Genomic DNA, 25804 nt, shown 5'->3' with positions numbered 1-25804 from the left:
CGGGCCCCCCCCCCCGCCGCCCCCCCCCCGCCCCCCGCGGCCCCCCCCCCCCCCGCCCCCCCCCCCCGGGGGGGCCCCGTCAAAACCGCCCGGGGGGGGGGGGCCCGGGGGGGGGGGCCCCCCCCGCCGCTGTCAGTGCTTGGGGCCGATGTGGGCGTCCATGAGGGCGACGGACTCCTTGCTGGCGACGGAGACGTTGGTGGCACCGGTCGGCCGGGCCGCGGCCTTCCACTGGACGCCGACGGCGTCGAGGGTGGCGGTGACGAGGCCGATGATGTCGGTCGAGGTGTTGGTGAAGAAGTAGCGCGGGTACTCGTAGCGCTTCTTGACGCCGCCGACCGTTCGCGTCGTCCAGTTGGTGATGCGGCAGCCGTCGGAGTGGATCAGGCCGCGCAGGAACTCCCACGGGTGGGCGTCGACGATCTCTTGCTGCCAGGGCTCCAGGGCTATGGTGCGCTCGTGCTTCTTGCCGGGGCCGTGCTGGGGGAAGTGGCAGGTCAGGTGATTTGAGTAGAGCTTGACGTCGTGACAGCCGGTTCGCCGGACTCGGCAGGCACTGTTCCTCGGAAAGACCAGGCGCATGGCCTGTTCGACGGAGTCCGTGATCCCGGGCCACTTGTTGTCACAGGTGATCTGAAGGCTCTGAGTCCTGCGGTACTCGTTGGGGAGCAGGATGTGGCCGTCGCCGAGGTAGAGGCCCAGCAGATAGGCATAGGCGGGGCGGTTCAGGTCGTCGCCGTAGCAGTGCATGCACGTGGAACGCTTGCGGCCGGGGAGCTGGTGGCATTTGGCGAGGTCTTGATGCTTCCACCAGGAGACCGTGCCAGGAGAGACCCGGAGTCGTCGGGCGACATCGGCATTGCGTACACCTCGACGGAGGAGGTGTACGGCTTGTTCGCGCACGGAGAGAGATGTCATGTGCGTCAGACTGGGGCGCGTCAGGACGGATAGCGGATGCTTTTGACGTGATCCACTAGATGAGGTGAATTTCCCACAGTCTGGGAATATGAGGAAAAATATGGTGCCGAGTGTGGGATTCGAACCCACACGCCCTTTCGAGCAATCGCTTTTGAGGCGATCGTGTCTGCCCTTCCACCAACCCGGCAAGTTCGCGCCCGTGAAGGATACCCTGTGAGCGCTGTTGGGCGCAGCTAGGTACCCTCGTGCATGCAGTACCCCGCCGGAACTAGGAGCCCCGTGAGCACCGCCGACGAGCAGGCACAGCCGCTTGAGACCGATTCGCCCCAGATCACCCGGATTGTGATCGCCGAGGATGAGGCGCTGATCCGCCTCGACCTCAAGGAGATGCTCGAAGAGGAGGGGTACACCGTCGTCGGTGAGGCCGGGGACGGGGCCACGGCGGTGAAGCTGGTGGAGGAGCTTCGGCCGGACCTCGCGATCTTCGATGTGAAGATGCCGGTGCTGGACGGGCTCTCCGCCGCCGAGCAGATCCACGAGAAGCACCTGGCGCCGGTTCTGATGCTGACGGCGTTCTCGCAGCGGGAGCTGGTGGACCGGGCGCGGGACGCCGGGGCGATGGCGTACATCGTGAAGCCGTTCAGCAAGGCGGACCTGGTGCCGGCGATCGAGATGGCGGTGTCGCGGTACACCGAGATGCGGACGCTGGAGGAGGAGATCGCGGATCTCACCCAGCGGCTGGAGACCCGGAAGCTGGTGGACCGGGCGAAGGGCGTGCTGCAGACGAAGTTCGGGCTGAACGAGCCGGCGGCGTTCCGGTGGATCCAGAAGACGTCGATGGACCGTCGGATGACGATGGCCGCGGTGGCCGAGGCGGTCATCGAGGAGGGCGCGGCCCAGGACCGCAAGAAGGCGGACGAGGACGCGTCCGAGTAGACGGACGCGAGGAGGGCCCGGCGGATCTCGTCTGCCGGGCCCTCCGTGCGTGGAGGCGTGGAGGTGGGGAGGTGTCAGTCCTCGCCGAGGTAGGCCTTGCGGACGGACTCGTCGTGCAGGAGGTCGGCGCCCGTCCCGGAGAGGACGATGCGGCCGGTCTCCATGACGTAGCCGCGGTCGGAGAGGGAGAGGGCGGCCTGGGCGTTCTGTTCGACGAGCAGGATGGTCGTGCCGGCGGCCTTGAGCTCGATGATGGTCGCCATGATCTTCTGCATCATCAGCGGCGACAGGCCCATGGACGGCTCGTCGAGCATGAGCAGTTTGGGCTGGGACATCAGGGCCCGCCCCATGGCGAGCATCTGCTGTTCGCCGCCGGAGAGGGTGCCGGCGGCCTGGCGGCGGCGTTCTCCGAGGATGGGGAAGAGGTCGTAGGCGCGGTCGACGTCGGCGGTGATGCCGGCGGTGTCGGTGCGCAGGAAGGCGCCGAGGAGGAGGTTCTCCTCGATGGTCATGCGGGGGAAGATGTGCCGGCCTTCGGGGGAGTGGGCGAGGCCGAGGGCGACGATCTTGTGGGCGGGGACGGTGGTGAGGTCCTGGCCGTCGAAGGCGATGCGTCCGGCGGTGGGTTTGAGGAGCCCGGAGAGGGTGCGCAGGGTGGTGGTCTTGCCGGCGCCGTTGGTGCCGATGAGGGTGGTGACCTCGCCCTGGTTGACGGTGAAGCTGATGCCCTTGACGGCTTCGATCTTGCCGTAGGCGACGCGGAGGTCCTCGACCTCGAGGAGTGCGGTCACTGGTCGGTCTCCGTAACGGTCTCCGCGACTGCGGGGGTGGTGCCTTCGAGCGGGGCGCCGAGGTAGGCGGTGATGACGCGTTCGTCGTTCTGGACGGTTTCGCGGTCGCCTTCGACGATCTTCTGGCCCTGGACGAGGACGGCGGTGCGGTCGCAGAGGTTGAAGATGAAGCGCATGTCGTGCTCGATGACGAGGATCGAGACGCCCTGGTCGCGGATGGCGAAGACGAGTTCCTCGGCGGCGCGGGTCTCCTGGGGGTTCATGCCGGCGGTGGGTTCGTCGAGCAGCAGGAGGCCGGGGTCGGAGGCGAGGGCGCGGGCGATCTCCAGCTTGCGCTGTTCGCCGTAGGGGAGGTTGCGGGCGAGGTGGTCGGCCTTGTCGGCGAGGCCGGTGAAGGCGAGGAGTTCCATGGCCTTCTCGCGGCTCTCGTTTTCGGCGCGGTGGTAGCCGGGGCCGCGGAGGATGGCGGAGAAGATGCCTTCCCTGGTGCGGGTGTGGCGGCCGACGAGGACGTTCTCCAGGACGGTCATGTTGGCGAAGAGCCGGATGTTCTGGAAGGTGCGGGCGATGCCGGCCTGGGTGACGAGGTGGGGCTTGGGCGGCAGGAGGGTGCCGCGGTAGCGGACGGCGCCCTCGGTGGGGACGTAGAGGCCGGTGAGGCAGTTGAAGAAGGTGGTCTTGCCGGCGCCGTTGGGGCCGATGAGGCCGATGATCTCGCCTTCGCCGACGGTGAGGCTGACGTCGTTGACGGCGGTGAGGCCGCCGAAGCGCATGGTGACGCCGGTGACTTCGAGCAGGGGTGTGGCGGTGGTGGTCATCTGGGTGGTCACGCCCCTGCCTTGGTGAGTGCGGCGCCGTCGCCGGCGGGCTGGGCCGGGATGGCGGCCTCGTGGAACTCCAGTTGGCGGCGCCGGTTGGGGATGAGGCCCTCGGGGCGGACGCGCATCAGGATGATGAGGGCGGCGCCGAAGGCGAGCAACTGGTAGTCGGAGAGGAATTCGAGCTTCTTGGGGATGAGGAAGAGGAGGGTGGCGCCGGCGAGGGGCCCGCTGATGGTGCCCATGCCGCCGAGGATGACGGCGGCGAGCAGGAACGCGGAGTTGGGCGGGAGGGCCTCGGCGAAGGTGTACTGGTCGGGGGTGACGGTGTAGCTGACGTGGGCCTGGACGGTGCCGGCGAGGCCGGCGAGGCAGGCGCCGAGGGCGAAGGCCAGGAGCTTGAGGCGGAAGCCGTTGATGCCCATGGCCTCTGCGGCGGTCTCGTCCTCGCGGATGGCGACCCAGGCGCGGCCGATGCGGGAGTTGCCGACCCGGGCGAAGACGAGCACGACCAGGGCGGTGACGAGGAGCATCAGCAGGTAGTAGTTGGAGAAGCGGCCGAGTTCGATGCCGGCGACGGTGTGCGGCTTGCCGAGGTCGAAGCCGAGGATCTCCAGGTCGGGGATCCGGGGGATGCCGTTGGAGCCGTTGGTGACCTTGGGGCCGGTGGTGCCGTTGAGGTTGAGCATGGTGATGCGGAAGATCTCGCCGAAGCCGAGGGTGACGATGGCGAGGTAGTCGCCGCGCAGGCGCAGCGTGGGGGCGCCGATGAGGACGCCGAAGACCATGGAGACGGCGGCGCCGGTGAGCATCGCGGCCCAGAACGGGAACTGGACGTGGATGGGGGAGGCGGGGGAGCCGGAGACCAGGGCGGCGGCGTAGGCGCCGACGCCGAGGAAGGCGACGTAGCCGAGGTCGAGCAGGCCGGCGAGGCCGACGACGATGTTGAGGCCGAGGGCGACGGTGGCGAAGATCAGGATGTTGGTGGCGACGGAGGTGTACTGGTCGCTCGTCTGGGTGAAGGGGAAGCTGGCGGCGGCGGCGAAGGCGGCGCCGGTGGTGACGGGGCGGTGCTTGACGGTCAGGGCGCGCAGCCGGGCGAGCAGGCCGGACCGGGTGAGGGCGGGGACGACGAGGGCGGCGAGCAGCAGGTAGCCGATGAAGAGTTCGCCGTACTCGGTGTCGATGCCGAAGGTGATCGTGAACAGTCCGAGGCCGAAGGCCAGGACGATGATCAGGACTTCGGCCCAGGAGGGGAGTTGGCGCGGCGCGGGCAGGGGCCGGTCGACGGTGCCCAGGCGCAGCCAGGTGTGGGCGAGGTGGCCGAGCTGGAGCAGCAGGACGACGCCGGCGGCGATGGCGAGGGCTCCCGCGAGCGCGGTCATCACGGGGGCGACGGGCTGGTCGCCGGGGATGGCGTGGGCGGCGAACCAGCCGGCGGGGGCGACGGGGACGAGCAGGAAGAGGCGCTTGTCGAGGATGCGCAGCGGGACGCGGGTGCGCCGGTCGAGGGGGAGGCCGAGGGCGCCGAGGACGGTGAGGAGGCCGCCGGCGGCGAGGATCCAGCCGCCGGCTTCGAGGTTGGCGAGGCCGCCGAGTTCGGTGGCGATGGCGGCGACGGAGAAGACGCTGACGGCGAGGGCGCCGGTGGCGGCGTAGAGGACGGCGTTGTGGCTGCGGGTGGGGGCGGCCCAGCGCAGGCCGGGGGTGCCGTGGGTGGCGAGGAGCAGGAGGAGGACGAGGAGTCCGGCGGCGAGGGCGAGCCATTGGAGGCCGGCGGGGGAGCCGGTGTAGGTGAGGTCGCCGGGGAAGTCGGAGGTCCAGGTCCAGGGGAGGGCGGCGGAGGCGGCGGTGGTGAGGGCGCCGAGGCCGGTGAGGGCGGTGGCGGCGCGGGCCGGCAGGGGGATGACCGGGGTGGTTTCGGTGGTGGTGGTCATGGTGGTCACGCCCTGTCCGCGACGCGCTCGCCGAGCAGGCCCTGGGGCCGGACGAGGAGCACGAGGATGAGGAGTACGAAGGCCCAGACGTCCTTCCAGGCGCCGCCTCCGAAGAGGTGCATGCCGGGGAGGTGCTGGATGTAGCCGGTGGCGAGGCTTTCGGCGAGGCCGAGGGCGATGCCACCGAGCATGGCTCCGTAGATGTTGCCGATGCCGCCGAGGACGGCGGCGGTGAAGGCCTTGAGGCCGAGGATGAAGCCCATGCGGAAGTCGACCTGGCCGCTGCGCAGTCCGTAGGCGACGGCGGCGACGGCGGCGAACGCGGCGCCGATGGCGAAGGCCATGACGATGATGCGGTCGGTGTCGATGCCCATGAGCTTGGCGGTGTCGGGGTCCTGGCTGGTGGCCTGCATGGCGCGGCCGGAGCGGGTGCGGGTGACGAACCAGCCGAGGGCGAGCATGCACAGCGGGGCGGCGATGAGCAGGAAGAGGTCGCTGCGCTGGATGGTGACGGAGCCGAGGCTGAAGGGGTCGCCGGGGATCTTGGGGAAGACCCGGGCCTTCTTGGCGTCGGGGTAGAAGGAGAAGACGAGTTGCTGGAGGAAGATGGACAGCCCGATCGCGGTGATGAGGGGGGCGAGTCGGGGGGCGTTGCGCAGGGGTCGGTAGGCGAAGCGCTCGGCGGCGACGGCGGTGAGGGTGGAGACCAGGATGCCGGCGATCAGCATGAGTGGCAGGGCCAGCCACAGGGTGGTGCCGCCGGGGAGGGCGAGGTAGGCGGTCAGGGCGCCGAAGCCGCCGACCATGACGATCTCGCCGTGGGCGAAGTTGATGAGCTGGACGATGCCGTAGACCATCGTGTAGCCGATCGCGACGAGTCCGTAGAGGGCGCCGAGGATCAGGCCGTTGGCCAGCTGCTGCGGTAGGTCGTGCACCGCTGGGCCTCCGTAGTGCGTTCGGGGTTGTCCGCGTGGGTGGTGGATGTGGGGGCGCGCGGGGGCACTCGTGGCGCCCCCGCGCGCTGTGCTGCTGGAAGGTGGTGCGGGCCGGCTCAGCGGTTGAGGTTCAGCCGTCGAGGGCTGAGCCGCTGGAGGCCCAGCTGTCGGGGGCTCAGCCGTTGAAGGCCCAGCCGCTGGAGGTTCAGCCGTTGAAGGTTCAGCCGTTGAAGGTGCCGGTCTTCTCCACGGTCCACTTGCCGTCCTTGACGGTGTAGACGGTGAGTTGCTTGTTGGTGGTGTCGCCGAACTCGTCGAAGGAGACCTTGCCGGTGACGCCGTCGAAGGAGACCTTCTGGACGGCGTCGACGACGGCGGCGCGCGGGTTGGCGGGCAGCTTGCCGTTGTTGGCGGCGGCGACGGCCTTGACGGCCTGGATGATGGCCCAGCCGCTGTCGTAGGAGTAGCCGCCGTAGGTCTCGTAGGGGTCCTTGTAGCCGGCGGCCTTGTAGTCGGTGATGAACTTGGCGGCGGTGGGGAGTTGCTCGACGGCGCCGCCGACGGCGGTGGCGTAGTCGCCGGCGCTCTTGGGGTTGAGCTTGATGAAGTCGGCGCTCTGCATGCCGTCGCCGCCCATCAGCGGGATGTTGACGCCGGCGTCCTTGAGCTGGAGGGAGAGCGGGCCGGCGGCGGGGTACTCGCCGCCGTAGTAGACGGCTTCGGCGCCGGAGGTCTTGACCTTGGTGACGATGGCGGAGAAGTCGCGGTCGTCGGGGTTGACGTGCTCCTCGCCGACGATGTTGCCGCCCTGCTTGGTGAATTCGGCCTTGAAGGTGGCGGCGAGGCCGGCGCCGTAGGTCTTCTGGTCGTCGATGAGGAAGACCTTGGACTTCTTGGCGTCCTTGGCGAGGAACTGGGCGGCGAAGGGGCCCTGGACGGCGTCGGTGGTGGCGGTGCGGAAGTAGGTCTTGAAGGGGCGCTTCTTCTCGCCGGTGACCCACTTCTCGCCCTGGCTGAGGGCGACGCCGGTGTTGGCGGGGGAGATCTCGACGAGGTTGGCGTCGTTGAAGATCTGCTGCATCGACTGGGCGACGCTGGAGTTGAGCGGGCCGACGACGCCGAGGACGCTGTTGTCGGCGACGAGCTGGGTGGCGTTCTGCTGGCCGGGGCCGGGCTTGGCGGTGTCGTCCAGGGCCTTGACCTGGAACTTGACGCCGGGGACCTCGTTCTGCTCGTTGGCCTTCTTGACCGCGAGGTCGACGGAGTTGCGGATGCCGATGCCGATGGCGGAGAGGTCGCCGGTGAGCGGGGCGTCGATGCCGATGGTGACGGTGGTGGCGGAGCCGCTGTTGCCGCTGCCTCCGTCGGCGGACTTCTTGTCGTCGCGGGAGCCGCACGCGCTGAGGCTCAGGGCGCCGATCACGGCAATGCTCACGACAATTGCGGAACGGTGACGCACGAGGGTCCCCTTCGGTTCGGGAGGCGCCGCGCCTGAGTTGGCGGGAGCCGGGATGCGCGGAGGGCCGGGCCCAATCCGTTGGCGCGGTGACTGGCCGTGACTCTAGATGCCTCTGGGCGACTCGGGCAGTGGTGTGGCGAGGCTGTGATTCTCTTGTTATGAGCACACAGAGCAGTTGTCTCAGCATGTGGTCGTTTTGGCGCGACCGATCCGCCGATGTAGGGCGTTTAGGGGCTGTTGGGGCGATGTAAGGGCCAGAAATGGGGGTTGCAGCTGGCCTGGTCGATAGTCGGACACCTGTGTCCGATTCACTTGTTCCGGTCATGCCCGTCCGGATTTCGGACAGCGAGGGCATGGCGAAGGAACTCCGGGCCGCCTGCGAGCCTCGGAGCGGGCCATTGCTCGGATTTCCTACTTGTTACGTAGCGTTACCTGCGCGGATTCCGGGCATGCTGCCGCGTCGGCCGCGCCCGGACATGCCGCCGCCCCCTTGTCCAGACCAACGCCTGCCCAGGGTGGCGGAAGGTCAAACAAGGGGGCGGTGAAGGGATTTGATGATCCGTCGGCACCGGGAAGGGTCCCGGCGCGGGGTCAGAGGTCGCGCAGCATGCAGGTCAGCCGGCAGCTGGTGACCCGCTTGCCGGTGTCGTCGGTGATCGCGATCTCGTACGTGGCGGCGGTGCGGCCCTTGAACACCGCCGTCGCCACCCCGGTGACCAGCCCGGAGGTGGCCGAGCGGTGGTGGGTGGCGTTGAGGTCCACCCCGACCGCGTACCGGCCGGGGCCCGCGTGCAGCATCGCGCCGATCGAGCCCAGCGTCTCGGCCAGCGCCGCCGACGCGCCGCCGTGCAGCAGCCCGTACGGCTGCTGGTTGCCCTCCACCGGCATGGTGCCGACCACCCGGTCGCCGGAGGCCTCGACGATCCGGATGCCGAGCTTCTCGCCGAGGGCGCCGCCGGAGAAGGTCTGCGGGTCGACGCCGAGCTTGGCGAAGTGGTCCAGCACGTCCTGCGGGACCTTCAGGACGGGGGCCGCGTCGGGGGCCGCGTCGGTCATGGGGAACTCCTGCCGCTCGGGGATCGTCATCGTGCTGCCTGTGATCGTACGACCGTCCTACTCGGCGGTAGCGGCCGTGTCCGGGGTCGGGGCGTGTCAACGGGCGCCCCGGGCGCGGCGCTCGACGGGCACGGCGCCCCTTTTGTCGGTGCCGGGCCATAGGATCGGTGGCCGGTAGTGGAATCGGCAGGAACGGGACGTTGACGTGGCTACGCAGAGTACGGACAAGGGCGCGACGGGTGGCGGCGGGGCCGGCCCGCGGCCCCGGCTGATGCTGCTCGACGGGCACTCGATGGCCTACCGGGCCTTCTACGCCCTGCCCGTGGAGAACTTCAACACCTCCACCGGCCAGCCCACCAACGCGGTCTACGGCTTCGCCTCGATGCTCGCCAACACCGTCCGGGACGAGCAGCCCACCCACCTCGCCGTCGCCTTCGACCTCTCCCGGCAGACCTTCCGCTCCGTCGAGTTCCCCGACTACAAGGCCAACCGCGCCAAGACGCCGGACGAGTTCCGCAGCCAGATCGGCCTGATCGGCGAACTGCTCGACGCGATGAACGTCCCCCGGCTGACGGCCGAGGGCTTCGAGGCCGACGACATCATCGCCACCCTGGCCACCGCCGCCGAGGCGGCCGGCTACGACGTCGACATCGTCACCGGCGACCGCGACTCCCTCCAACTGGTCACCGACCACATCACCGTGCTCTACCCGACCAAGGGCGTCTCCGAGCTCACCCGCTACACCCCGGAGAAGGTCGCCGAGAAGTACGGCGTCACCCCGCGCCAGTACCCGGACCTCGCCGCCCTGCGCGGCGACCCGTCCGACAACCTGCCCGGCATCCCCGGCGTCGGCGAGAAGACCGCCGCCAAGTGGGTCAACCAGTTCGGCTCCTTCGACGAACTCGTCTCCCGCGCCGACGAGGTGAAGGGCAAGATCGGCGAGAAGCTGCGCGAACACCTCGACTCGGTCAAGCGCAACCGCGTCCTCACCGAGCTCGTCCGCGACGTCGAACTCCCGCTCGGCGTCGGCGACCTGGCCCGCGCGCCGTTCGACAAGGCCGCCGTCGGCACGCTGATGGAGTCGCTGGAGTTCCGCAACGCCAACTTCCGCGACCGCGTCCACGGCATCGACCCGGCCGGCGGCGAGGAGGAGGCCGCGGCCGAACTCGCCCCCGGCGTCGAGGTCGACGGCGAACTCCTCACCGACCCGGGCACGCTGGCCGGCTGGCTGCGCGAGCACGCCGCCGACACCAAGGCACCGGTCGCCCTCGCCGCCGTCTACCAGTGGGCGCTCGGCACCGGCGAGGTCACCGAAGTCGCCCTGGCCGCAGGGGAGTCCGCCGCCTGGTTCGACCCGGCGCAGCTCGCCGAGGAGGACGAGCGGGCCTTCGCCGCCTGGCTCGCCGACCCGGCCGCCCCCAAGGCCCTGCACATCGCCAAGCAGGTCATGCGGGCCTTCGCCGAGCGCGGCTGGGCCATCGAGGGCGTCGTCGCCGACACCGCCCTCGCCGCCTACCTGGAGAAGCCCGGCCGCCGCACCTTCACCCTGGAGGTGCTCGCCGAGGAGTACCTGGCCCGCTCGCTCACCCCCGCCCCCGCCACCGAGGACGGCCAACTCGCCTTCGACGCCCCGGAGGAGGACCCGGCGGCCGGCGCCCAGGCACTCATGCTCCAGGCCCGCGCCGTCCTCGACCTCGCCGCGCTCTTCGACACCCGCCTTGCCGAGGTCGGCGCCACCGGGCTGCTGCGCGACATGGAGCTGCCGATCGCCGCCCTGCTGGCCCGGATGGAGCGCACCGGCATCGCCGCCGACCGCCCCTGGCTCACCAGCCTGGAGGCGCAGTTCGCCACCGAGATCCAGCGCGTGGTCGAGGAGGCGCACGCCGCCGCCGGGCGCGAGTTCAACCTCGGCTCGCCCAAGCAGCTCCAGGAGATCCTCTTCGGCGAACTCGCCCTCCCCAAGACCAAGAAGATCAAGACCGGCTACACCACCGACGCCGACGCGCTCACCTGGCTCGCCACCCAGACCGACAACGAACTGCCGGTCATCCTGCTGCGCCACCGCGACCAGGCCAAGCTGCGCACCACCGTCGAGGGCCTGCTCAAGACGGTCTCGCCGAAGGGCCGCATCCACACCACCTTCAACCAGATGGTCGCCGCCACCGGCCGGCTCTCCTCGCAGGACCCGAACCTGCAGAACATCCCCGTCCGCACCGAGGAGGGCCGCGCCATCCGCCGCGCCTTCGTCGTCGGCGAGGGCTACGAGTCGCTGCTCACCGCCGACTACTCGCAGATCGAACTGCGCATCATGGCCCACCTCTCCGAGGACGAGGCCCTGTTGGAGGCCTTCGCCACCGGCGAGGACCTGCACACCACCGTCGCCTCCCAGGTCTTCGAGGTCCCGGGCGCCGCGGTGGACGCCGAGATGCGCCGCAAGATCAAGGCGATGTCCTACGGCCTCGCCTACGGGCTGTCCGCGTACGGGCTCTCGCAGCAGCTCGGCATCAAGCCCGGCGAGGCCCAGGGCCTGATGGACACCTACTTCGAGCGCTTCGGCGGCGTCCGCGACTACCTGCGCCGGGTCGTCGACGAGGCCCGCGCCACCGGCTACACCGAGACGCTGCTCGGCCGCCGCCGCTACCTGCCGGACCTCAACAGCGACAACCGCCAGCGCCGCGAGATGGCGGAGCGGATGGCCCTCAACGCCCCGATCCAGGGCTCGGCCGCCGACATCGTCAAGATCGCCATGCTGCGGGTGGACGAGGCGCTGCGCGCCGCCGGCCTCACCTCCCGGATGCTGCTCCAGGTGCACGACGAAATCGTGCTGGAGCTGACGCCGGGCGAGCGCGAGCAGGTCGAGGCGATCGTCCGCGAGCAGATGGCCGGCGCCTACCCGCTGCGTGCCCCGCTGGACGTCTCGGTGGGCGTCGGCGCCAACTGGGAGGCCGCCGCGCACTGATCCGGCGGCGCGGTTCGGCGGTGCGGTTCTCGGCGGGCCCGGACACGGCTGGTGTCCGGGCCCGCCGCTACGCTCCCGCGGGCCGTCGCGCAGCGGGCGCGACGACCGGCGGTGGGCAGCGGAGGATGGCGGAGAGCCCCTTGGCGGTCCAGAATGATCCGATGGTCACGCTTGAGACTCCGCGTCTGATCCTGCGTCGCTGGCGCGAGGAGGACGTCGCGCCCATGGCTGCCGTCAATGCCGACCCCGAGGTGATGCGGTGGATCCGTGACGGCAGCGTCCGTGACGAACAGCAGACCCGCGACGGGATCCAGGCGTGGGAGAGCGAGTGGGAGTCACGGGGCTTCGGCCTGTTCGCCGTGGAGATCCGGTCCACTGGCGAGCTGGCCGGGTTCACCGGCCTCTCGGTCCCCGAATTCCTGCCGGAGGTACTGCCGGCGGTCGAGGTCGGCTGGCGGCTGGGACGCTCCCACTGGGGGCGGGGCTTGGCCACCGAGGCCGCTGTGGCCGCCGTGCGGTTCGGGTTCGAGGAGCGAGGGCTGGAGCGGATCGTCAGCATCACTCAGGTGGGCAACGACGCCTCCGAACGGATCATGACCAAACTGGGGATGCAGCTGGCCCGTGAGACCGTCAGCCCCGCCGGCGGTCGGCGAGTACGGGTGTTCGCGTTGTCGTCGGACCAGTACGCCGCAACCACTCGGCACTGAGCGCGGCCACCTCCCGCCGGCCCGCCTTCGGAGTCAGCTGCTCCCCGTCTCCCGTGCGTCGGCTGCGTCCGCTACGTCGGCTACGTCGGCTACGTCCGCGCGGTGCAGGAACGCCTCGACGAGGCGGTCGGTGAAGGCCTGGTCCACGGGTTCCGCCGTCACCAGGACGCGGTGGTAGAGCGGCCCCACGAGTTGGTCGATCTCCGCCGCCATGTCGAGTCCGGCGGCGAGCTGGCCGCGTTCCACCGCGCGTTCCAGCGGGAGCCGGTCGCGTCGGCGCTGTTCGTCGAGGTACCCGGACCGCAGGGCGGCGGCGAACGCGGGATCGTGCTGGGCGTGCCCGATGAGGGCCTTGAAGACGGCGCCCGCGTCGGACCGGGTGAGGAACAGGGCCAGTTGGCGCAGGTGGGCGCGCAGGTCCGGGGCCAGGTCGCCGTGGTCCGGCGGGGTCAGGGCTTCGGCCGCGTCCTGGAGGAAGGCGTCCAGGAGGATGTCGGTCTTGGTCTTCCACCAGCGGTAGACGGTCTGCTTGGCGACGCCCGCCCGGGCGGCGATGCCCTCGATGGTGACGCCGGTGAAGCCCTTCTCGACCAGGAGGTCGTCGGCGGCCTCCAGCACTGCCTGCCGGGCCTGTTCGCTGCGGCCGTGCCGGTTGCCGTGGTGGCGTGCCGCCGGTTGTGACCCGGCCGCCGCGGCGGCCGTACTTCCTCGTTCCATGTCTGCCTCCTGGGGCCAGGGTAGGCCAGAACCGCTAGACGCAACGCAACGGTGCGTCTAGTCTAGGCCCATGACACCCACCAACACCCTCGAAGACCCCCGCGTCGCCACCGCCCTCGACCGGATGTTCCGGCATGCCGAGCAGGACGAGGCGACCAGCAGGCGGATCCGGGCGGCGTGGCCCCAGGGCGCCGCGCCCCGCGGCCCGCAGGAGCAGGCCGACGCCAACGCCGAGGTGTACATGCCGATTTCCGCCCAGGGCGGCCGCCTCCTCTACAACCTGATCCGGGCCGTCCGCCCCGCCACCGTCGTCGAGTTCGGCACGTCCTTCGGCATCTCCACGCTCCATCTCGCCGCCGCGGTGCGCGACAACGGGACGGGGCGGGTGATCAGTACGGAACTGAGCGCCGCCAAGGCCGCGGCCGCCCGCCGGACGTTCGCCGAGACGGGACTGGACGACCTGATCACCGTCCTCGAAGGAGACGCCCGCGACACCCTCGCCGCAGTCGACGGCTCCGCGGACTTCGTCCTCCTCGACGGCTGGAAGGACCTGTGCCTGCCCGTCCTGCGACTCCTCGAACCACGCCTCGCGCCCGGCACCCTCGTCGTCGCCGACGACGTCGACCTGGAGGCCCTCGCGCCCTACCTCGACTACGTCCGCGACCCCCGCAACGGCTACCAGAGCGTCACGTTCCCCGTGGAGGACGGAATGGAGATCAGCTGCCGCCTGTAGACCCGCGTGGCGTCGTGATCAGGTGCGGGTACCGCCTTCTTCGTGGGGGTAGTCCGGTACGACACTGGTCGTGACGCGTGGGCAACTCGCGAATGCCCAGGGAAAAAGGACGCGCGCCACTGCGTCCGGTCAGGCGATCATGGCTGCCATGACGGATGCAACCGGACCGGAGCCGCTGGGCGTGTGCCTCGTGGCCAATGTCGCTCAGGAGACCGGTCACGGCGAAGGCGGGTCGGAGATCCGCAAGGGGCTGCGGCACTTCGCGCCGGGGGCGAAGGTGTGGATCGCACCGCCGGCCTGGGGCGACGGCGGTGACTGCGTCATCGTGGCCGGACGTCATCGGGGCAACAGCCGTCGCTACGTGCGGATCGTGATCAAGAGTCGGTTCCTGGTGAACTTCAGGGTCCACGCCGTCTACAGCCCGGCGCTGGTGCGCGCGTTGACGGAGGCGGGACCCGGCGAGGAGAAGGAGTTCGGCGCCCGCTTCCTGTGGGATCCGGAGCAGGCGGAGAGCTGGGCGCGATCCCGGAACACGCCGAGGACGGGCTGAGGGCGGGCCGAGGACGGGCTCAGGGCGGGCTGTGGGCGGGCTGAGGGCGGCGAAACCGGCGCGCCGGTGGGGCGGCGCGCCGGGAACACTGCTCCGGGTCAGCCCGCGAGGTGCTCCAGGAGCAGCGGCACGATCCGCTCGGCGTCGGCCTCCGGCAGCCAGTGGGTGGCGCCCTCCAGCGCGACGAACCGGTACGGGGCGCTGACGTGCTTGGCCGTCAGGTCGGCGGCGTCGCGGCCCAAGGCGCGGTCCTCGGTACCCCAGACGAAGAGCGTGCGGACGGTGATCTCGCCGGCCGGCACCCGGAGTTCCTCGTTGATCGCCCGGTACCAGTTGAGCCCGGCCGTCAGCACGCCCGGCTCGGTCAGCCGTCGGACGTTGGACTCGGCCTGGTCCGTCGGTAGCGCGCCCCGGTAGATCGCGCGCAGCCTGGCCGCGTCGTCGGCCAGCATGGCCTGTTCGGCCACCTGCCCCGGCAGGCGGAACTCCCTGATGTACTGCGAGCGTTGGCGCTGGTCGCTGTCGTTGTTCAGGGCCTCGTAGAGCGCCTCGGGGTGCGGGGTGGAGAGCACGGTCAGGCTGTGCAGCCGCTCCGGGTGGGTGGAGGCCAGCGCCCAGGCGACGAGGCCGCCCCAGTCGTGGGCGACCAGGTGGAAGCGCGGCGCGTCCAGGGCGTCGGCGAAGCCCAGCGCGTCCGCGACCAGCAGCTCGACGGAGTAGTCCGCGATGTCGGAGGGGCGGGCGTCGGGGGAGTAGCCGCGCTGGTCCACCGCCACCGCGCGGTAGCCGGCCGCGGCCAGGGCCGTCAGCTCGGCGCTCCAGCAGTCGGCGAACTCGGGGAACCCGTGCAGCAGCAGGACGAGTTCCCCGTCGGCGGGCCCGGCGGCCAGCGCGTCGAAGGTGTGCCGGCCGACGGTCAGGCGGAGGGCAGTGGGCTGGGGTGTCGACATGGGTCAGCTCCTGGTGGCGGTCCGTCAAGAGGACGATCAGATCACAGGGCTGACCAGGCGGGTGCGGCGGGACGACGCGGCGGGCGGTGCGGTGGCCGACGCCGGCGCTCGCCCTTGGTGTGAGGGCCCAGTCGGAGGAAGTCGGCGGGGCCGACTTCCTGCGCCCGGCCCGGCGCTGTGGCCGAGCCTGGCGCCCCGGTCGAGCCGGTCGCTTCGGCCGCTGTGCCCCGCCAGGCCGCCCTCGCAGCCGGTCCGGTGGTTGCGTCGCGCCGTGCGTCGTCGTCGCGTCCGACAGCTGGCGCACCGTCGCGGTCGCGGAAGGCGGCGGCGAAGAAGCCGGCAGCCGAGGCGGGCCCGGCCGACTGGGAGACCGCCGCGGCCGCCCGCTTCCCGGCCGGCCGGCCCGCTCGCGGTGGTGGATGTCGCGCCGTCCGGCCGGGCCCTGGTCGCCTACCTCGCCGACGGCACCCTCGCCCCGGCCGCGCCGTCCGGCCGCACCCTCGCGGATGTCGTGGGGTGGGCGCTGGAGACCAGGCTTGGCTCTCCGCGGCTGCACCAGCATGGCAAGGACGGCGACGCCCTGGTCATCATCTCTGACGCCGACCTGGCGGAGCTCGGCCTGCCGCCGATGGGCCGGGACGAGAAGAAGGAGTTCGTCCAGTGCTTGGGCCAACTGCCGAAGGGTCACAAGGCCGTCAAGGCGCTGGAGAGGGCTGGCTGGCTGCTCACCCAGCGCGGCCTGGGCCCGTGGGCCAGGGTCTATCGCACCCCCGAGGACGGCAAGCGGGTCTGTGTGCAGTTGTGCATCCCGGCCTGGGGTGCCCTGGCCTCCGGCGGCTGGCAGATCCCCGATGACCCCCCGCTCCGGACCTGGACCGCCTTTTCGGCACCTACGCCACCCGCGCCCTCACCCCCCCGCGGCTCCACCGCCGTCTCGGGCCTGGAGATCGTCACCGCACTGCGCCCGCCGACCCGCGCGGTGCGCACCGAGGCTGGCTGGACGTCCGGCCCGGTGGAGGGCTCCCGGCCCAAGGCCGCGTTCGATCCCTGGATGGACGTCGAGCTGTAGAACCACCTCCCCGGCGGCCCCGTGTCGCCGGAATTGTGACTGAGCACTCCGGTTGGCAAGTTCGCGGTTGATGTGGTGGGTTGAGCGTTCGGCGTTCTTCCTGGTCAAGCAGGTTTGCGAGGCTTCAAAGGTCGTTCCCTTCGCGAACGGCTCTGAGTATCGTCGCTGGTCAGCGCTTTACTCGGCGCGCCAAGTGAAGCGCTCAGTCACGAGTTTCCGTCCGCGCCGGTGTCGGCGGTGATCCGCTATGTGTGGGACCCGGGAGGCGCCGAAGACACGCCACGCTCACATTGTCCGCCCATTGCCGCCGCATTAACCGGACTGATATATTCGGAACTCTAAATTCCCTCTTCGTCTGAATTGGGCGACCGCGTCGGATTTATCGTGATTCCGCACTCAAGGCAGGCTCAAATGGTGCGAATTTCCCTTGTCCTTGGCTGTTTTTAGGGTAAGTATCAGGTGTGTCCGGAAGATGCGGACACGGAAATACGCCGAACTCGGAGGGAAATAAATGCGTAAGGGTATTTCTCAAATGGTAGGCGCTGTCGTCGGGGCGGGGGCGCTGCTTGCGCTGGCGGCTCCGCAGGCGCTGGCGGCTCCGGCATCTGGCCCCAGGCCGGTCCCGGCGTCGGAGACGACGGTGCAGCTTCCGGCTGGGGCGGTGCCGGAGCACTGGACGATCGACCGCAAGGCGCCGGCCGTGAAGCTCCCGATGCCGGAATCGGGTCGGGTCACCGCGTCCCAGGGGGTGCAGGGGTCGCTCGCGGACTCGCCGTGGCTCCAGTCCCGCAACTCGGTGTTTCAGGGGCAGACCTGCGGGACGGACAGGGTGGACATGGTCACCGGTTGGGGACCGATGACCCTGTCGCTGTCCCAGAGCCGTGCGGTGTCCAGCCAGTGGTCGTCGAGCGTGTCGATCGCGGCGTGGAAGGTGTCCGGGACTGTCGGGTTCAGCGTCACGGACACCGCCACCAACACCGAGACCGGCTCGTACACCGTTCCGGATGGCAAGTTCGGCACGTTGGAGGCTTATCCGCTGTTTGACCACTTCACCTTCGACGTCTACGACACCTCGGTCGGCAACCGCTACGTCGGCGGCGGCGATGCCTTCCACCCGGTAGGCTTCTGCTACAACCACTGGGCCAACTAAGGGACTTCGGCACATGCGGCGATCCAGCCGGCTCGCGGGCGCGGCACTTCTCCTCATAGCAGGCCTCACCGCCGCATGCACCGACGGCGGTACTGTGCCTCAAGGTGGTGATGGGCCGTGGGCCCTGAACGGGCTCGCCGCCGCGCCCATCGGCGCACCCGTCCAGGGCAGTATCGATGCCCCGCCCTCGAAGGGCGCCGCGAAGATCCTGGGGGTCGCAGCGCTCTCGGGTACCGATGTGGTCCTCTCCGTGAGGGATGGAACGTGCCAGGTGGCACTCCTGCCGGACTCGTTGACCGAGCCGACCAGCACGGCTCCGACATCGCTCGGTTCGCCCCGGCCGGCTGGCCGCACGGGTTCCTCGGACTCCCATCAGGAATTCCCTGGGAATGTTCTTGAAGGGAAATACACCCTGGCGTCGTCCCAGATTCAGCCCTTCACCTTCGCGACCGTCGGCTGCTCTGAAAAAGCAATGACGGTCAAAATTGAAGGGGCTGGAGAGTCGGCCCAGGTGAAAAAGAAGTCAGGCGATTCGCTGTGGTTCTGGCAGGAGGGCCAAAGCGTGGTGTTGGCCGTGGGTTTTCCCGAGGCCATCCACCGGCCGGCCTCGGAACGCAGCACCTCCTGAAGGAGCACGGTATCTTCTAGCAGGCAGTTGAGGGCGCCCTCAACTGCCTGCGGCCGTAGCAGGCCCACACGCTGCGTCGTCGCCGCGGGCGGTCCGACTGGCGCCGCGCTGCCAGCCTCGACGTCGATCTGACGGGGCGACATTCCCACGACCATCTCGCCCCCGCGTGATCACGCAGAAGATGCCCGGCTCCTTCGCCCAGCGCTTGTACGTGGCCCGCGACGCCGGCGCCCCCCCAGGCCCAGCAGGAAGCGATCCTCGCCGAAGCGCTGCGGGACCACTACTTCAAGGACGGCGGCCGCCGGGGCGCGGCCTCGACGTCGAGCTCAACGACGTTGCCTGGATGGACGTCGAGCTGTAGAGGCCACCGCAGCCCGTGCCGCGTTTATGGCCGGGCATCAGAACGGTTTGGCAGGGTGCGCCAGCAGTGCAAGCACGAACCTCAAGAGCATGTGAACTGCTGCCGGGTCGCCAGAATCGTCCGGGCCGGGATCGAGCGTTACGAAACTACTTACTATGAGGGGAGTGCCCAGAACTCGCAACGACCTGCGGAAGCGGGAAAGTTGACAGTTAGTCCCGGACTTCGCACATAACGAGTTCGGAGATGTGGTGATGCGACCGGTATCCCGGTTGGCGTGTCGGTCGTTGAGCCTGGCGTGCCGATATCTCGTTCACGTCGCTCGCGGGTCCACCGTCCACTCTTCGCCGTGGAGATCGCTCCCGTGGTGGAGAGGCGTCTGGGCGCTCTGCCCGCCTCTGCCGAGTTTCTGCGCCGGCTGGACGTGGCCGGGATCGTCGACGAGCTGTGCCCGATCCGTGAGGTCGCGCATCTCACGCATGGCCAGGTGATCGAGGTGCTGGTCGCCAACCGGCTGTCCGCCCCGGCGCCACTGGTCCGTGTGGGCGACTGGGCCCGGGAATGGGCGGTGGAAGAGGTCTTCGGCGCCGAGCCGGACCTGCTGGGCGACGACCGGCTCGCCCGCGCCCTGGACGCGATCGCCCCGCACCTCGACCAGTTGGTCGGCACCGTCGGCGCTCAGGCCAACGCCGAGTTCGGTATCGACGTGTCTCGGATTCACTGGGACATGACCGTGCGCCACGAGGCGCTGAGTAACCGAGCGGGGATGGAAGGGCCCCGCCGCCCGGCTGTCGCAGAAGTCGGGTAGAAGCCGAGGGCAGTCTGACCCGGGAGACGCCGGGGAGGGCGGGAAGCAGCCCCGACAACGACGTGACGCATCGGCACTGCCTGTGCCTACGGGTGGGTTTCGCGGGCGGCTTGGGCTTGGGTGCGGGCGTGGGTGAGGGCGGGTTTGAGGCGGGGGTCGGGGTTGGGGGTGGTGGTGAGGAGTTCGCCGGCGGTGGTGAGGGTGGTCCAGTAGTGGGTGGGGTCGCCGGTGGTGGGGTGGGGTTGGGTGGCGGCGAGGGAGAGGTAGGCGGTGGTGAGGTTGCCGGTGGTGAACCAGCGGGTGAGGCCGTGTTGGTGGCCGGCGCGGATGCTGCCGTGGGCGTCGATGGCGGTGAGGAAGAGTTCGATGATGGCGAGGTCGCGGTTGTCAGGGGTTTTGGGGATGTCGAAGACGCCGAGGGCTTCGAGGAGTTCGCCGGTGTCGTTCTCTGTGCCGGGGCGGGGGTTGGCGAGGAGGGCGTCGTAGCAGTCGTCGAGGCGGCGTTGGGTTTCGGCGGCGGGGATGCCGAGGGCGGTGCAGACGGCGCGGGCTGAGCGCAGGGGCTCGCGGGTGCGGCGGGCGAGGGTGGCGTAGGTGTCGGCGGGGGTGGAGCCGGTGTCGAACAGGTGGCGGGCGGTGAGGGGGAGTCGCATGGTGGGTGCCTGTTCAGACGGTGAGGAAGGTGGCGGGGGAGGGTGCGGGGGCGATCAGGGCCCAGACGAACTTGCCGACGCCGCCGGCGCGGGGGCAGCAGCCCCACTTCTCGGCGAGTTCGTTGACGAGGAGGACGCCGCGTCCGTGTTCGTCGTCGGGGGTGGGGGTGTGGAGGGAGGGGCGGCCGGTGCCGGCGTCGTGGACTTCGAGTCGCAGGCGGTCGCCGGTGAGGGAGAAGCGGATCTCGATGAGGCGGTCGGCGGGTGCGTCGGTGTGCTGGACGGCGTTGGCGAAGAGTTCGCCGAGGAGGAGTTCGGCGGTGTCGCGGTAGCGGTCGCCGGTGGGGAGCGCGGCGAGGTAGGCGCGGAGCAACTGCCGGGCGACGGGGGTGGATTCGGTCCGCGAGTCGAGGCGGGCGGCGAACGTGCGGGGGCGGTGGGCGGCGCAGGTTTTGAGCATGGCGAGGCACCTCGGAGGGCGGAGTGGAAGAGCGTCACGGCGTCGCTTCGATGTGTAGTGATGCGACTACCCAGAGCACTCACTGTGGCTTAGCATTGGCCATGCCTTCAACTCTTCGGACCGGAAGGGAAAGTCGCTAGCGATCATGAACCGTAAGGAACTTGACCCCGACTCCTCACCCACCGCCAAGTTTGGTGTGCTGCTTCGCCAGGCCAGAGAGGCGAGAGGCTTGACGCAGGAACAGTTGGGGGGACTCGTCGGGTACTCTGCCGTTCACATCTCCGCCGTGGAAACTGGACGAAAGTCTCCAACCAGTAAATTTTCGAAGAGAATTGATGGCGTGTTTGAAACGGATCAGTTCGAACGAGAGTGGCGCCAGTCCGGACAGAGAGTTCTGTTCGAGGGCTTCGACCAGTACGCAGCCAAAGAGCGGGAGTCCGTGGCCATTCGGATCTTCGAGCTGGACATGGTGCCTGGCATGCTCCAGCACCCGGACTACAGTGCCGCGTACGAGATGGCGCCGGTTCGACGGGGTGAAGCCACGCAGGAGCAGGCGGAGGAGCGGCTGAAGGTCTTGGCCGGACGCCAGCGGCTGCTCGACCGTCCTGTGACGGTCCACGTGGTCCTCGACGAGTCGGTTCTACGGCGTCAAATCGGCGGAGCGGCTGTTATGGCCCGCCAGATGCAATATCTGGAAGACCTTGCGGCGCGCCCCCACGTCATCCTCCAAGTCGCCCCGTTCACGCTTGGTGAGTCGCGCCCCTTCTCGCACTCGGTCACCTTGTTGACCCTGCCCACTCGCACGATGGTTGGGTACACCGAAACGCTGGGGCGGAGCCTTCTGGAACGGGACTCTGAGGTCGTGGCCGGATGGGCTGGCCAGTACGATCGCCTTCAGGTCGACGCTCTCACCCGGCCGGACAGCGCGGCCATGATCCGGGAGGCACGGAACGATTATGAACGGCACGCACGATGACCACCCGGCTGACGCCGCGTGGCGAAAGAGTTCCTACAGCAACGGGCAAGGCGGGTGTGTCGAGGTCGACGACTCGCGCCCTGGAACGGTTCGCGACTCCAAGGACCCCGACGGACCAGCCTTGGCGTTCCCGGTCGACGCCTGGTCCAGCTTCGTCGGCGCCGTCCGTTCTGGCGAGTTCGGCGACGTCTGAGGAGGCTCGCACGTCTTTTGACAGCGGAGGCGGAAGAGCATGCCCAGGCGTGATTACGAGGACGACCCGGACGCCCCCGAGGCGAACTCGCTCGTTCCGGCCGCGTCCGTCGTCGTGGTCGACGACACCGGCTGCGTCCTCCTTCAGCGCCGGACTGACAACGGGATGTGGGCCCTGCCCGGCGGCAGGATGGACATCGGCGAGTCGCTCGCCGGGTGCGGGATCCGGGAGACGCGCGAGGAGACCGGTGTCGACGTCGAGATCACCGGGATCGTCGGCACCTATACCGACCCCCGGCACGTCTTCGCCTACGACGACGGATGACGTGGAACGAGCTCGGCACGGTCAGCTGGCGCAAGAGCAGCTACAGCGGAAGCAACGGCGGAGACTGCATCGAGGTGGCCCCCGGATTCCCCGGCCTCGTCCCCGTGCGTGACTCCAAGGACCCGCACGGGCCGGTGCTCGTCTTCCCGGCCTCGGCCTGGACGTCCTTCCTCTCCTCCGTCCAGGCCGGTGACTTCCCGGAGCGGTGACCCGCCGCCGGGGGCGCATCGTCTTCCGCGTGCGCCTTCCGCAGTCTGAAACGCGCCTTCTGACCAGGCGAAACGCGGATCGGTCCCTACGCTGGGTGTCGGCCCGCCAGCCCCGTCGAAGGACCGCGTATGCGCCGCTCCCGTCTCATGCTGTCCCTGGCCCTGTCCGCCGTGACCGCCTCCGCCCTCGTCGCCGCCGACGCCGCGCCGGACGGGCCGGTCCCGTCGGTCAGCCTGCCGGTGCTCCGCGACCCGCAGGCCCAGCAGAAGCTCCACCGCATGACGGACCCGGTGCAGGACTGGGTGGAGTCCGGCGACCCGGCGGCGGACGGCTACGCCGGGACCGTGATCGACGCGTCGAACCAGCACGCCGACGTCTACTGGAAGGGCGAGGCCCCGGCCGAGGTCCGGGCGCTGCTCGACGCGAACGCGGGCCCCGGCTACACCGTCGACGTCCACCAAAGCCCTTACTCCCGTGCGGAGATGCGCGCCGCGATCGACCGGTTCACCGCCGCTGTGGCGCCCGAGGTGTGGACGTCGATCGGCCCGCAGGAGGACGGCACCGCCATCGCGATCACGTACGTGCCGGCGAAGGCGACCCGGCCGACCGGCGGCGCCACGACCGAGCAGGCGTACTCCCGGATGGCCGCCGAGATCGCCGGGATGCCGGTGACGGCCACCGTCGAGGGCATCCCGGCAGCGCTGTCCGGCAGCCGGCACTCCGACAGCGCGCCGTACTACGCGGGCGCCGAAGTCAACACCGGCAAGGCCTCGTTCTGCTCGACCGCGTTCAGCGGTTGGAAGGACAGGACGAAGGTGCTGCTGACCGCCGCACACTGCGGCGCCGGCCGGTACTACAACGGCACCAACGGCTACATCGGCGACCTGTACGCGATCGGCGACGGTTTGGACGTCGGCATGATCGCGATCAACGGCGGCGGCGCCGGCCGGTTCTACGACGGTGCCTGGTCGGACAGCGGCGGTTCGTCGCGACGCACGTACGGGATCGGCCGCAACAACGTGGGGGACCTCGTCTGCCTCAGCGGCGCCCAGTCGGGGTGGAAGTGCGACGTGGAGGTCAAGAAGGTCGATGTCGAGACGACGAACGACGAGGGGACGAAGATCAAGCCGGTGGACATCGCGGAGTCGAAGGGTGGTGACCGACGGGCGATCGGCGCGAAGGGCGACAGCGGCGGCCCCGCACTCGCCAACCCGTCCGGCGCGAACGGCGACATGGAGGCTCGCGGCGTGATCGTGGCCGGAAGGTCGGAGGTCGGTTGCCCGGCTGGATCGACGGCTCACTCGACGACCTGCTACGCGCAGGTGCTCTACGTGCCGATGACGCCGGTGGTGAACCAGATGGGCTTCTCGATCTCCTGACGGCAGCGCGAGCCGGGAATCCCGACCCCGCCGAGCTTGTTCCTTGACCTCACGCATGATCATGCGTGAGGTCAAGGAACAAGGTCACCTGGCTGTGGCCACCAGCCGGGTGCGCACCGGTGGCGAGGGCAGGCGCGTGTTCGACAGATGGCTCAGTCCCCCCAAAACGTTTAGCAGCCGGAGGGACTGTTGGAGTACCAGGTGTTCGCGGATTCCGGGCTGCTGGAGGACGAGGATGTCGTCGCCCAGCTTGGCCGGGAGGTGGCGCAACTACGTGAGCCCGGGCGAGCTCTGGCGCCTGGAGTCGGACTGGAACCGCTCCTGCCGCCGTCTGCTCGCCCCTCGCCGCCGACGGCACCCTGACCGGCCCCGCGAACCGCACCGGCGCGAGGCGGACCAGGCGTTCAGGCCCGGCGCCTGCTGTGCAGGCAGGATCGGGCCCGTACCGAAGGCAAGCTGACCGACCAGCGGACCGCGCTCCTGGACGCTCTCCACCGGCACGCCGAGACGGTCGCCGGCTGACCCGTCCACCCACCACGCCGTCCCGGCCACCGCGACCGGGACACCCGCGGACCAGACCCGCGCTGACAGAACAACGGGCGGGGGAGTGGGTTCCCGGGCGCTCGTCGGCCCGGCCGGCGCCACGGCTCGACAGCCTGCGGCAGCGATCGGTACCGGCCGCTCGCCCTGATGCCGCGCGCGGCATCACGGTCCACGGCCAACAGGGGGCCCGAACGTTCGCAGGAGTGTGTGGCCGACTGATCAACGCGCCGTGGAGCCAGGCCCCGGGCAGGACGTGACGGTACGACCCGGCTCGGGCATCGGCGGCCGTGAGGATGTCGGGCGGGCGCAGCTCGGGCGGGGTGACCGGTGCTCCGTCGGCGTGGACCGGGCGGCAAGGTGAAGCGTTGATCATATGTCTATCTGTGCTTCGTAAAGTCGTGCGCGCATAGTTCATGTCGTCAAGGGAGGGAACGAAATGCACCACGCCTCACCACGCCTCACCCATCCTCCGAGCGGGGTTCCACGGCGCGGGTCGGCCGGTCAGGGCCGGGTCGCCGCGATACTTGTCCTCGCCCTGATCGTGGGCCTGTTGCAGGCCCTCGCGGTCACGCAGGGGGCGCCCGCCGTCGCCGCCATGGATTCCTATAAGGCGGCCACGTTCAACATGCAGAACCAGGACCGCTGGGACAGGGATAGGGATGGGGAGCCTGGGGGCGGGAATCTGGAGGCCAACCTCCTGAACACCAATGACGCACCCGACGTCGTGGCGCTCCAGGAGGTGGGCAGCACCGTTCCCTGCCCCGCCAACCCCCAGCAGTTCGTCACCCGGGGCCGTAGCTTGGAGGGCATCGACACCGACATCCGGACGGAATGGACGGTGACCAAGTGCGAGCAGCCGTTCGCCATAGCGAGGGACTACGACCTGTTCTTCCTCCCCAGTCGGAGCGGGAACGCCACGAGGAACCTCGGTTTCGTGGTCAGGCACAGCCTGGCCATCCCACTCGACATCAACAACGTCCATGTCATCGGCCCGGCCCTCAACGATCAGGGCGTAGAGGTCGCGAATAATCCCAAGCCCATGCTCGGCATCAGGCTTCCCGACGGCACGTGGTTCTACAGCGTGCACGGGTCGAACGCCGTCAACGACCGTAACGACACCGCCAATCGCATCGCCGCGGCCAAGGCGGACGCGCGCCTCAATAGTTGGACCGTGCTCGGCGACTTCAACCGGACAGCGGCGTCGTGGGTGGGCAGCCCCGACCTGGGCACAGCACATGTCGTGGATTCCGACGGGGCGACGTACCCGGCCCCGCGCCCTGACCCCGATAACGGCAGCGGAAAGAACCTGGACTACGCGATCAGCAGCTCCCTCCCGGTCGGGTACACGGGCTTTCGCCTGACCAACCTCTACTCCGATCACCACGCGGTGTTGTTCGAGCCCTACTGCGACCCTGCGCAGCCTGTCGCCCGTTCCATCGCCACACGCGGCAAGGCCTGCAGCAGGAAGCCACCCGCTGTCGTCTCGATGGGCGACAGCTACATCTCCGGTGAGGGCGGCCGGTGGGCGGGCAATGCCAACACCTCTCCCAGCGGCGACGTGTGGGGCACCGACCGCAAGGCGGACTG

Annotated in this window: 24 protein-coding genes, 1 tRNA gene and 2 pseudogenes; 15 read left to right on the top strand and 12 right to left on the bottom strand. The window is 69.8% G+C overall.

What is annotated here, in order from left to right:
• Positions 1-132: 132 nt before the first annotated feature.
• Together ACIO9K_RS24870 and ACIO9K_RS24865 are read right to left on the bottom strand one after the other, a co-directional pair.
• Positions 133-918 carry a helix-turn-helix domain-containing protein gene (locus tag ACIO9K_RS24870; protein WP_400333217.1) on the bottom strand — a complete coding sequence of 262 codons (786 nt, stop codon included), beginning with the start codon at positions 916-918 and terminating at the stop codon, positions 133-135.
• Between the two features lie 101 nt (positions 919-1019).
• Positions 1020-1105 (bottom strand) — tRNA-Leu (locus ACIO9K_RS24865).
• A 62-nt stretch (positions 1106-1167) separates the two neighbouring features.
• Here ACIO9K_RS24865 and ACIO9K_RS24860 point away from each other — a divergent pair.
• Entirely contained in the window at positions 1168-1854 is a 687-nt protein-coding gene (locus ACIO9K_RS24860) for an ANTAR domain-containing response regulator (protein WP_371516576.1), read from the top strand.
• 74 nt (positions 1855-1928) lie between these two features.
• Here ACIO9K_RS24860 and ACIO9K_RS24855 read toward each other — a convergent pair whose 3' ends face one another.
• The 6 genes from ACIO9K_RS24855 to ACIO9K_RS24830 form a co-directional block, all read right to left on the bottom strand.
• Entirely contained in the window at positions 1929-2645 is a 717-nt protein-coding gene (locus tag ACIO9K_RS24855; RefSeq protein ID WP_350881732.1) for an ABC transporter ATP-binding protein, read from the bottom strand.
• Positions 2642-3463 carry an ABC transporter ATP-binding protein gene (locus ACIO9K_RS24850; protein ID WP_400333441.1) on the bottom strand — a complete coding sequence of 274 codons (822 nt, stop codon included), beginning with the start codon at positions 3461-3463 and terminating at the stop codon, positions 2642-2644. The genes ACIO9K_RS24855 and ACIO9K_RS24850 overlap by 4 nt, the downstream gene beginning before the upstream one ends.
• An 8-nt stretch (positions 3464-3471) precedes the next feature.
• Complete coding sequence (locus ACIO9K_RS24845) at positions 3472-5400, bottom strand: branched-chain amino acid ABC transporter permease (RefSeq protein ID WP_363619078.1); 1929 nt, start codon at positions 5398-5400, stop codon at positions 3472-3474.
• A 5-nt stretch (positions 5401-5405) separates the two neighbouring features.
• The gene (locus ACIO9K_RS24840; protein ID WP_063347149.1) at positions 5406-6335 is read right to left on the bottom strand and encodes a branched-chain amino acid ABC transporter permease; all 930 of its coding nucleotides are present in this window, start codon (positions 6333-6335) and stop codon (positions 5406-5408) included.
• A gap of 220 nt (positions 6336-6555) precedes the next feature.
• Complete coding sequence (locus tag ACIO9K_RS24835) at positions 6556-7794, bottom strand: branched-chain amino acid ABC transporter substrate-binding protein (protein WP_400333212.1); 1239 nt, start codon at positions 7792-7794, stop codon at positions 6556-6558.
• Between the two features lie 591 nt (positions 7795-8385).
• Entirely contained in the window at positions 8386-8850 is a 465-nt protein-coding gene (locus tag ACIO9K_RS24830) for a hotdog fold thioesterase (RefSeq protein ID WP_363368771.1), read from the bottom strand.
• A 271-nt stretch (positions 8851-9121) separates the two neighbouring features.
• Between ACIO9K_RS24830 and polA the strand changes: the two genes are divergently transcribed.
• Both polA and ACIO9K_RS24820 read left to right on the top strand, forming a co-directional pair.
• Positions 9122-11809 carry a DNA polymerase I gene (polA, locus tag ACIO9K_RS24825; protein WP_400333437.1) on the top strand — a complete coding sequence of 896 codons (2688 nt, stop codon included), beginning with the start codon at positions 9122-9124 and terminating at the stop codon, positions 11807-11809.
• A 161-nt stretch (positions 11810-11970) separates the two neighbouring features.
• Positions 11971-12516 carry a GNAT family N-acetyltransferase gene (locus tag ACIO9K_RS24820; RefSeq protein ID WP_400333209.1) on the top strand — a complete coding sequence of 182 codons (546 nt, stop codon included), beginning with the start codon at positions 11971-11973 and terminating at the stop codon, positions 12514-12516.
• 33 nt (positions 12517-12549) lie between these two features.
• On the opposite strand, the gene ACIO9K_RS24815 is transcribed toward ACIO9K_RS24820, so the two are convergent.
• Positions 12550-13233 carry a TetR/AcrR family transcriptional regulator gene (locus ACIO9K_RS24815; protein WP_400333206.1) on the bottom strand — a complete coding sequence of 228 codons (684 nt, stop codon included), beginning with the start codon at positions 13231-13233 and terminating at the stop codon, positions 12550-12552.
• Between the two features lie 70 nt (positions 13234-13303).
• Here ACIO9K_RS24815 and ACIO9K_RS24810 point away from each other — a divergent pair, with 70 nt between their 5' ends.
• Both ACIO9K_RS24810 and ACIO9K_RS24805 read left to right on the top strand, forming a co-directional pair.
• Positions 13304-13966, top strand: a complete 663-nt coding sequence (locus tag ACIO9K_RS24810) for an O-methyltransferase (RefSeq protein WP_400333203.1) — start codon at positions 13304-13306, stop codon at positions 13964-13966.
• A gap of 139 nt (positions 13967-14105) precedes the next feature.
• Positions 14106-14516, top strand: coding sequence for a hypothetical protein (locus tag ACIO9K_RS24805; RefSeq protein WP_400333200.1), 411 nt, complete (start codon positions 14106-14108; stop codon positions 14514-14516).
• Positions 14517-14614: 98 nt separating this feature from the next.
• On the opposite strand, the gene ACIO9K_RS24800 is transcribed toward ACIO9K_RS24805, so the two are convergent.
• On the bottom strand, positions 14615-15466 hold the full coding sequence (locus ACIO9K_RS24800) for an alpha/beta fold hydrolase (RefSeq protein WP_400333197.1): 852 nt from the start codon (positions 15464-15466) through the stop codon (positions 14615-14617).
• Positions 15467-15881: 415 nt separating this feature from the next.
• On the opposite strand from ACIO9K_RS24800, the gene ACIO9K_RS24795 reads away from it, so the two are divergent.
• The 4 genes from ACIO9K_RS24795 (at position 15882) to ACIO9K_RS24780 (ending at position 19479) form a co-directional block, all read left to right on the top strand.
• The gene (locus ACIO9K_RS24795; RefSeq protein ID WP_400333194.1) at positions 15882-16535 is read left to right on the top strand and encodes a hypothetical protein; all 654 of its coding nucleotides are present in this window, start codon (positions 15882-15884) and stop codon (positions 16533-16535) included.
• A gap of 511 nt (positions 16536-17046) precedes the next feature.
• Positions 17047-17685, top strand: coding sequence for a hypothetical protein (locus ACIO9K_RS24790; protein ID WP_400333191.1), 639 nt, complete (start codon positions 17047-17049; stop codon positions 17683-17685).
• A 13-nt stretch (positions 17686-17698) separates the two neighbouring features.
• Positions 17699-18313, top strand: a complete 615-nt coding sequence (locus ACIO9K_RS24785; RefSeq protein ID WP_400333188.1) for a hypothetical protein — start codon at positions 17699-17701, stop codon at positions 18311-18313.
• Between the two features lie 707 nt (positions 18314-19020).
• A complete protein-coding gene (locus tag ACIO9K_RS24780) occupies positions 19021-19479 on the top strand; it encodes a DUF4277 domain-containing protein (protein ID WP_400333185.1) in 459 nt (152 codons plus the stop codon).
• 86 nt (positions 19480-19565) lie between these two features.
• Here the strand turns inward: ACIO9K_RS24780 and ACIO9K_RS24775 are convergent, their stop codons facing one another.
• Together ACIO9K_RS24775 and ACIO9K_RS24770 are read right to left on the bottom strand one after the other, a co-directional pair.
• Positions 19566-20132, bottom strand: a complete 567-nt coding sequence (locus ACIO9K_RS24775; RefSeq protein WP_400333182.1) for a hypothetical protein — start codon at positions 20130-20132, stop codon at positions 19566-19568.
• Positions 20133-20145: 13 nt separating this feature from the next.
• Positions 20146-20592 (bottom strand): ATP-binding protein, encoded by a 447-nt coding sequence (locus ACIO9K_RS24770; RefSeq protein ID WP_400333164.1) that lies wholly within the window; start codon positions 20590-20592, stop codon positions 20146-20148.
• Positions 20593-20737: 145 nt separating this feature from the next.
• Here ACIO9K_RS24770 and ACIO9K_RS24765 point away from each other — a divergent pair, with 145 nt between their 5' ends.
• From ACIO9K_RS24765 to ACIO9K_RS24740, 6 genes and pseudogenes are all read left to right on the top strand, one after another.
• A complete protein-coding gene (locus ACIO9K_RS24765) occupies positions 20738-21568 on the top strand; it encodes a Scr1 family TA system antitoxin-like transcriptional regulator (RefSeq protein WP_400333153.1) in 831 nt (276 codons plus the stop codon).
• Entirely contained in the window at positions 21549-21761 is a 213-nt protein-coding gene (locus tag ACIO9K_RS24760; RefSeq protein WP_400333150.1) for a DUF397 domain-containing protein, read from the top strand. The genes ACIO9K_RS24765 and ACIO9K_RS24760 overlap by 20 nt, the downstream gene beginning before the upstream one ends.
• A gap of 39 nt (positions 21762-21800) precedes the next feature.
• Positions 21801-22082, top strand: a pseudogene (locus ACIO9K_RS24755) (NUDIX domain-containing protein); the annotation flags it as partial.
• Positions 22082-22294 (top strand): DUF397 domain-containing protein, encoded by a 213-nt coding sequence (locus tag ACIO9K_RS24750; RefSeq protein WP_400333147.1) that lies wholly within the window; start codon positions 22082-22084, stop codon positions 22292-22294. The pseudogene ACIO9K_RS24755 and the gene ACIO9K_RS24750, both read left to right, overlap by 1 nt.
• Positions 22295-22423: 129 nt before the next feature.
• Positions 22424-23674, top strand: a complete 1251-nt coding sequence (locus ACIO9K_RS24745; RefSeq protein ID WP_400333144.1) for a hypothetical protein — start codon at positions 22424-22426, stop codon at positions 23672-23674.
• 979 nt (positions 23675-24653) lie between these two features.
• A pseudogene (locus tag ACIO9K_RS24740) lies at positions 24654-25804 on the top strand (hypothetical protein); the annotation flags it as partial.

Origin of the sequence: Kitasatospora sp. NPDC087271 (assembly GCF_044744605.1) — a bacterium.
In the GTDB taxonomy this organism is placed as follows: Bacteria; Actinomycetota; Actinomycetes; order Streptomycetales; family Streptomycetaceae; genus Kitasatospora.
The sequence above is the reverse complement of the archived record's forward strand: the minus strand, read 5'-3'. Positions and strand labels throughout refer to the sequence as shown.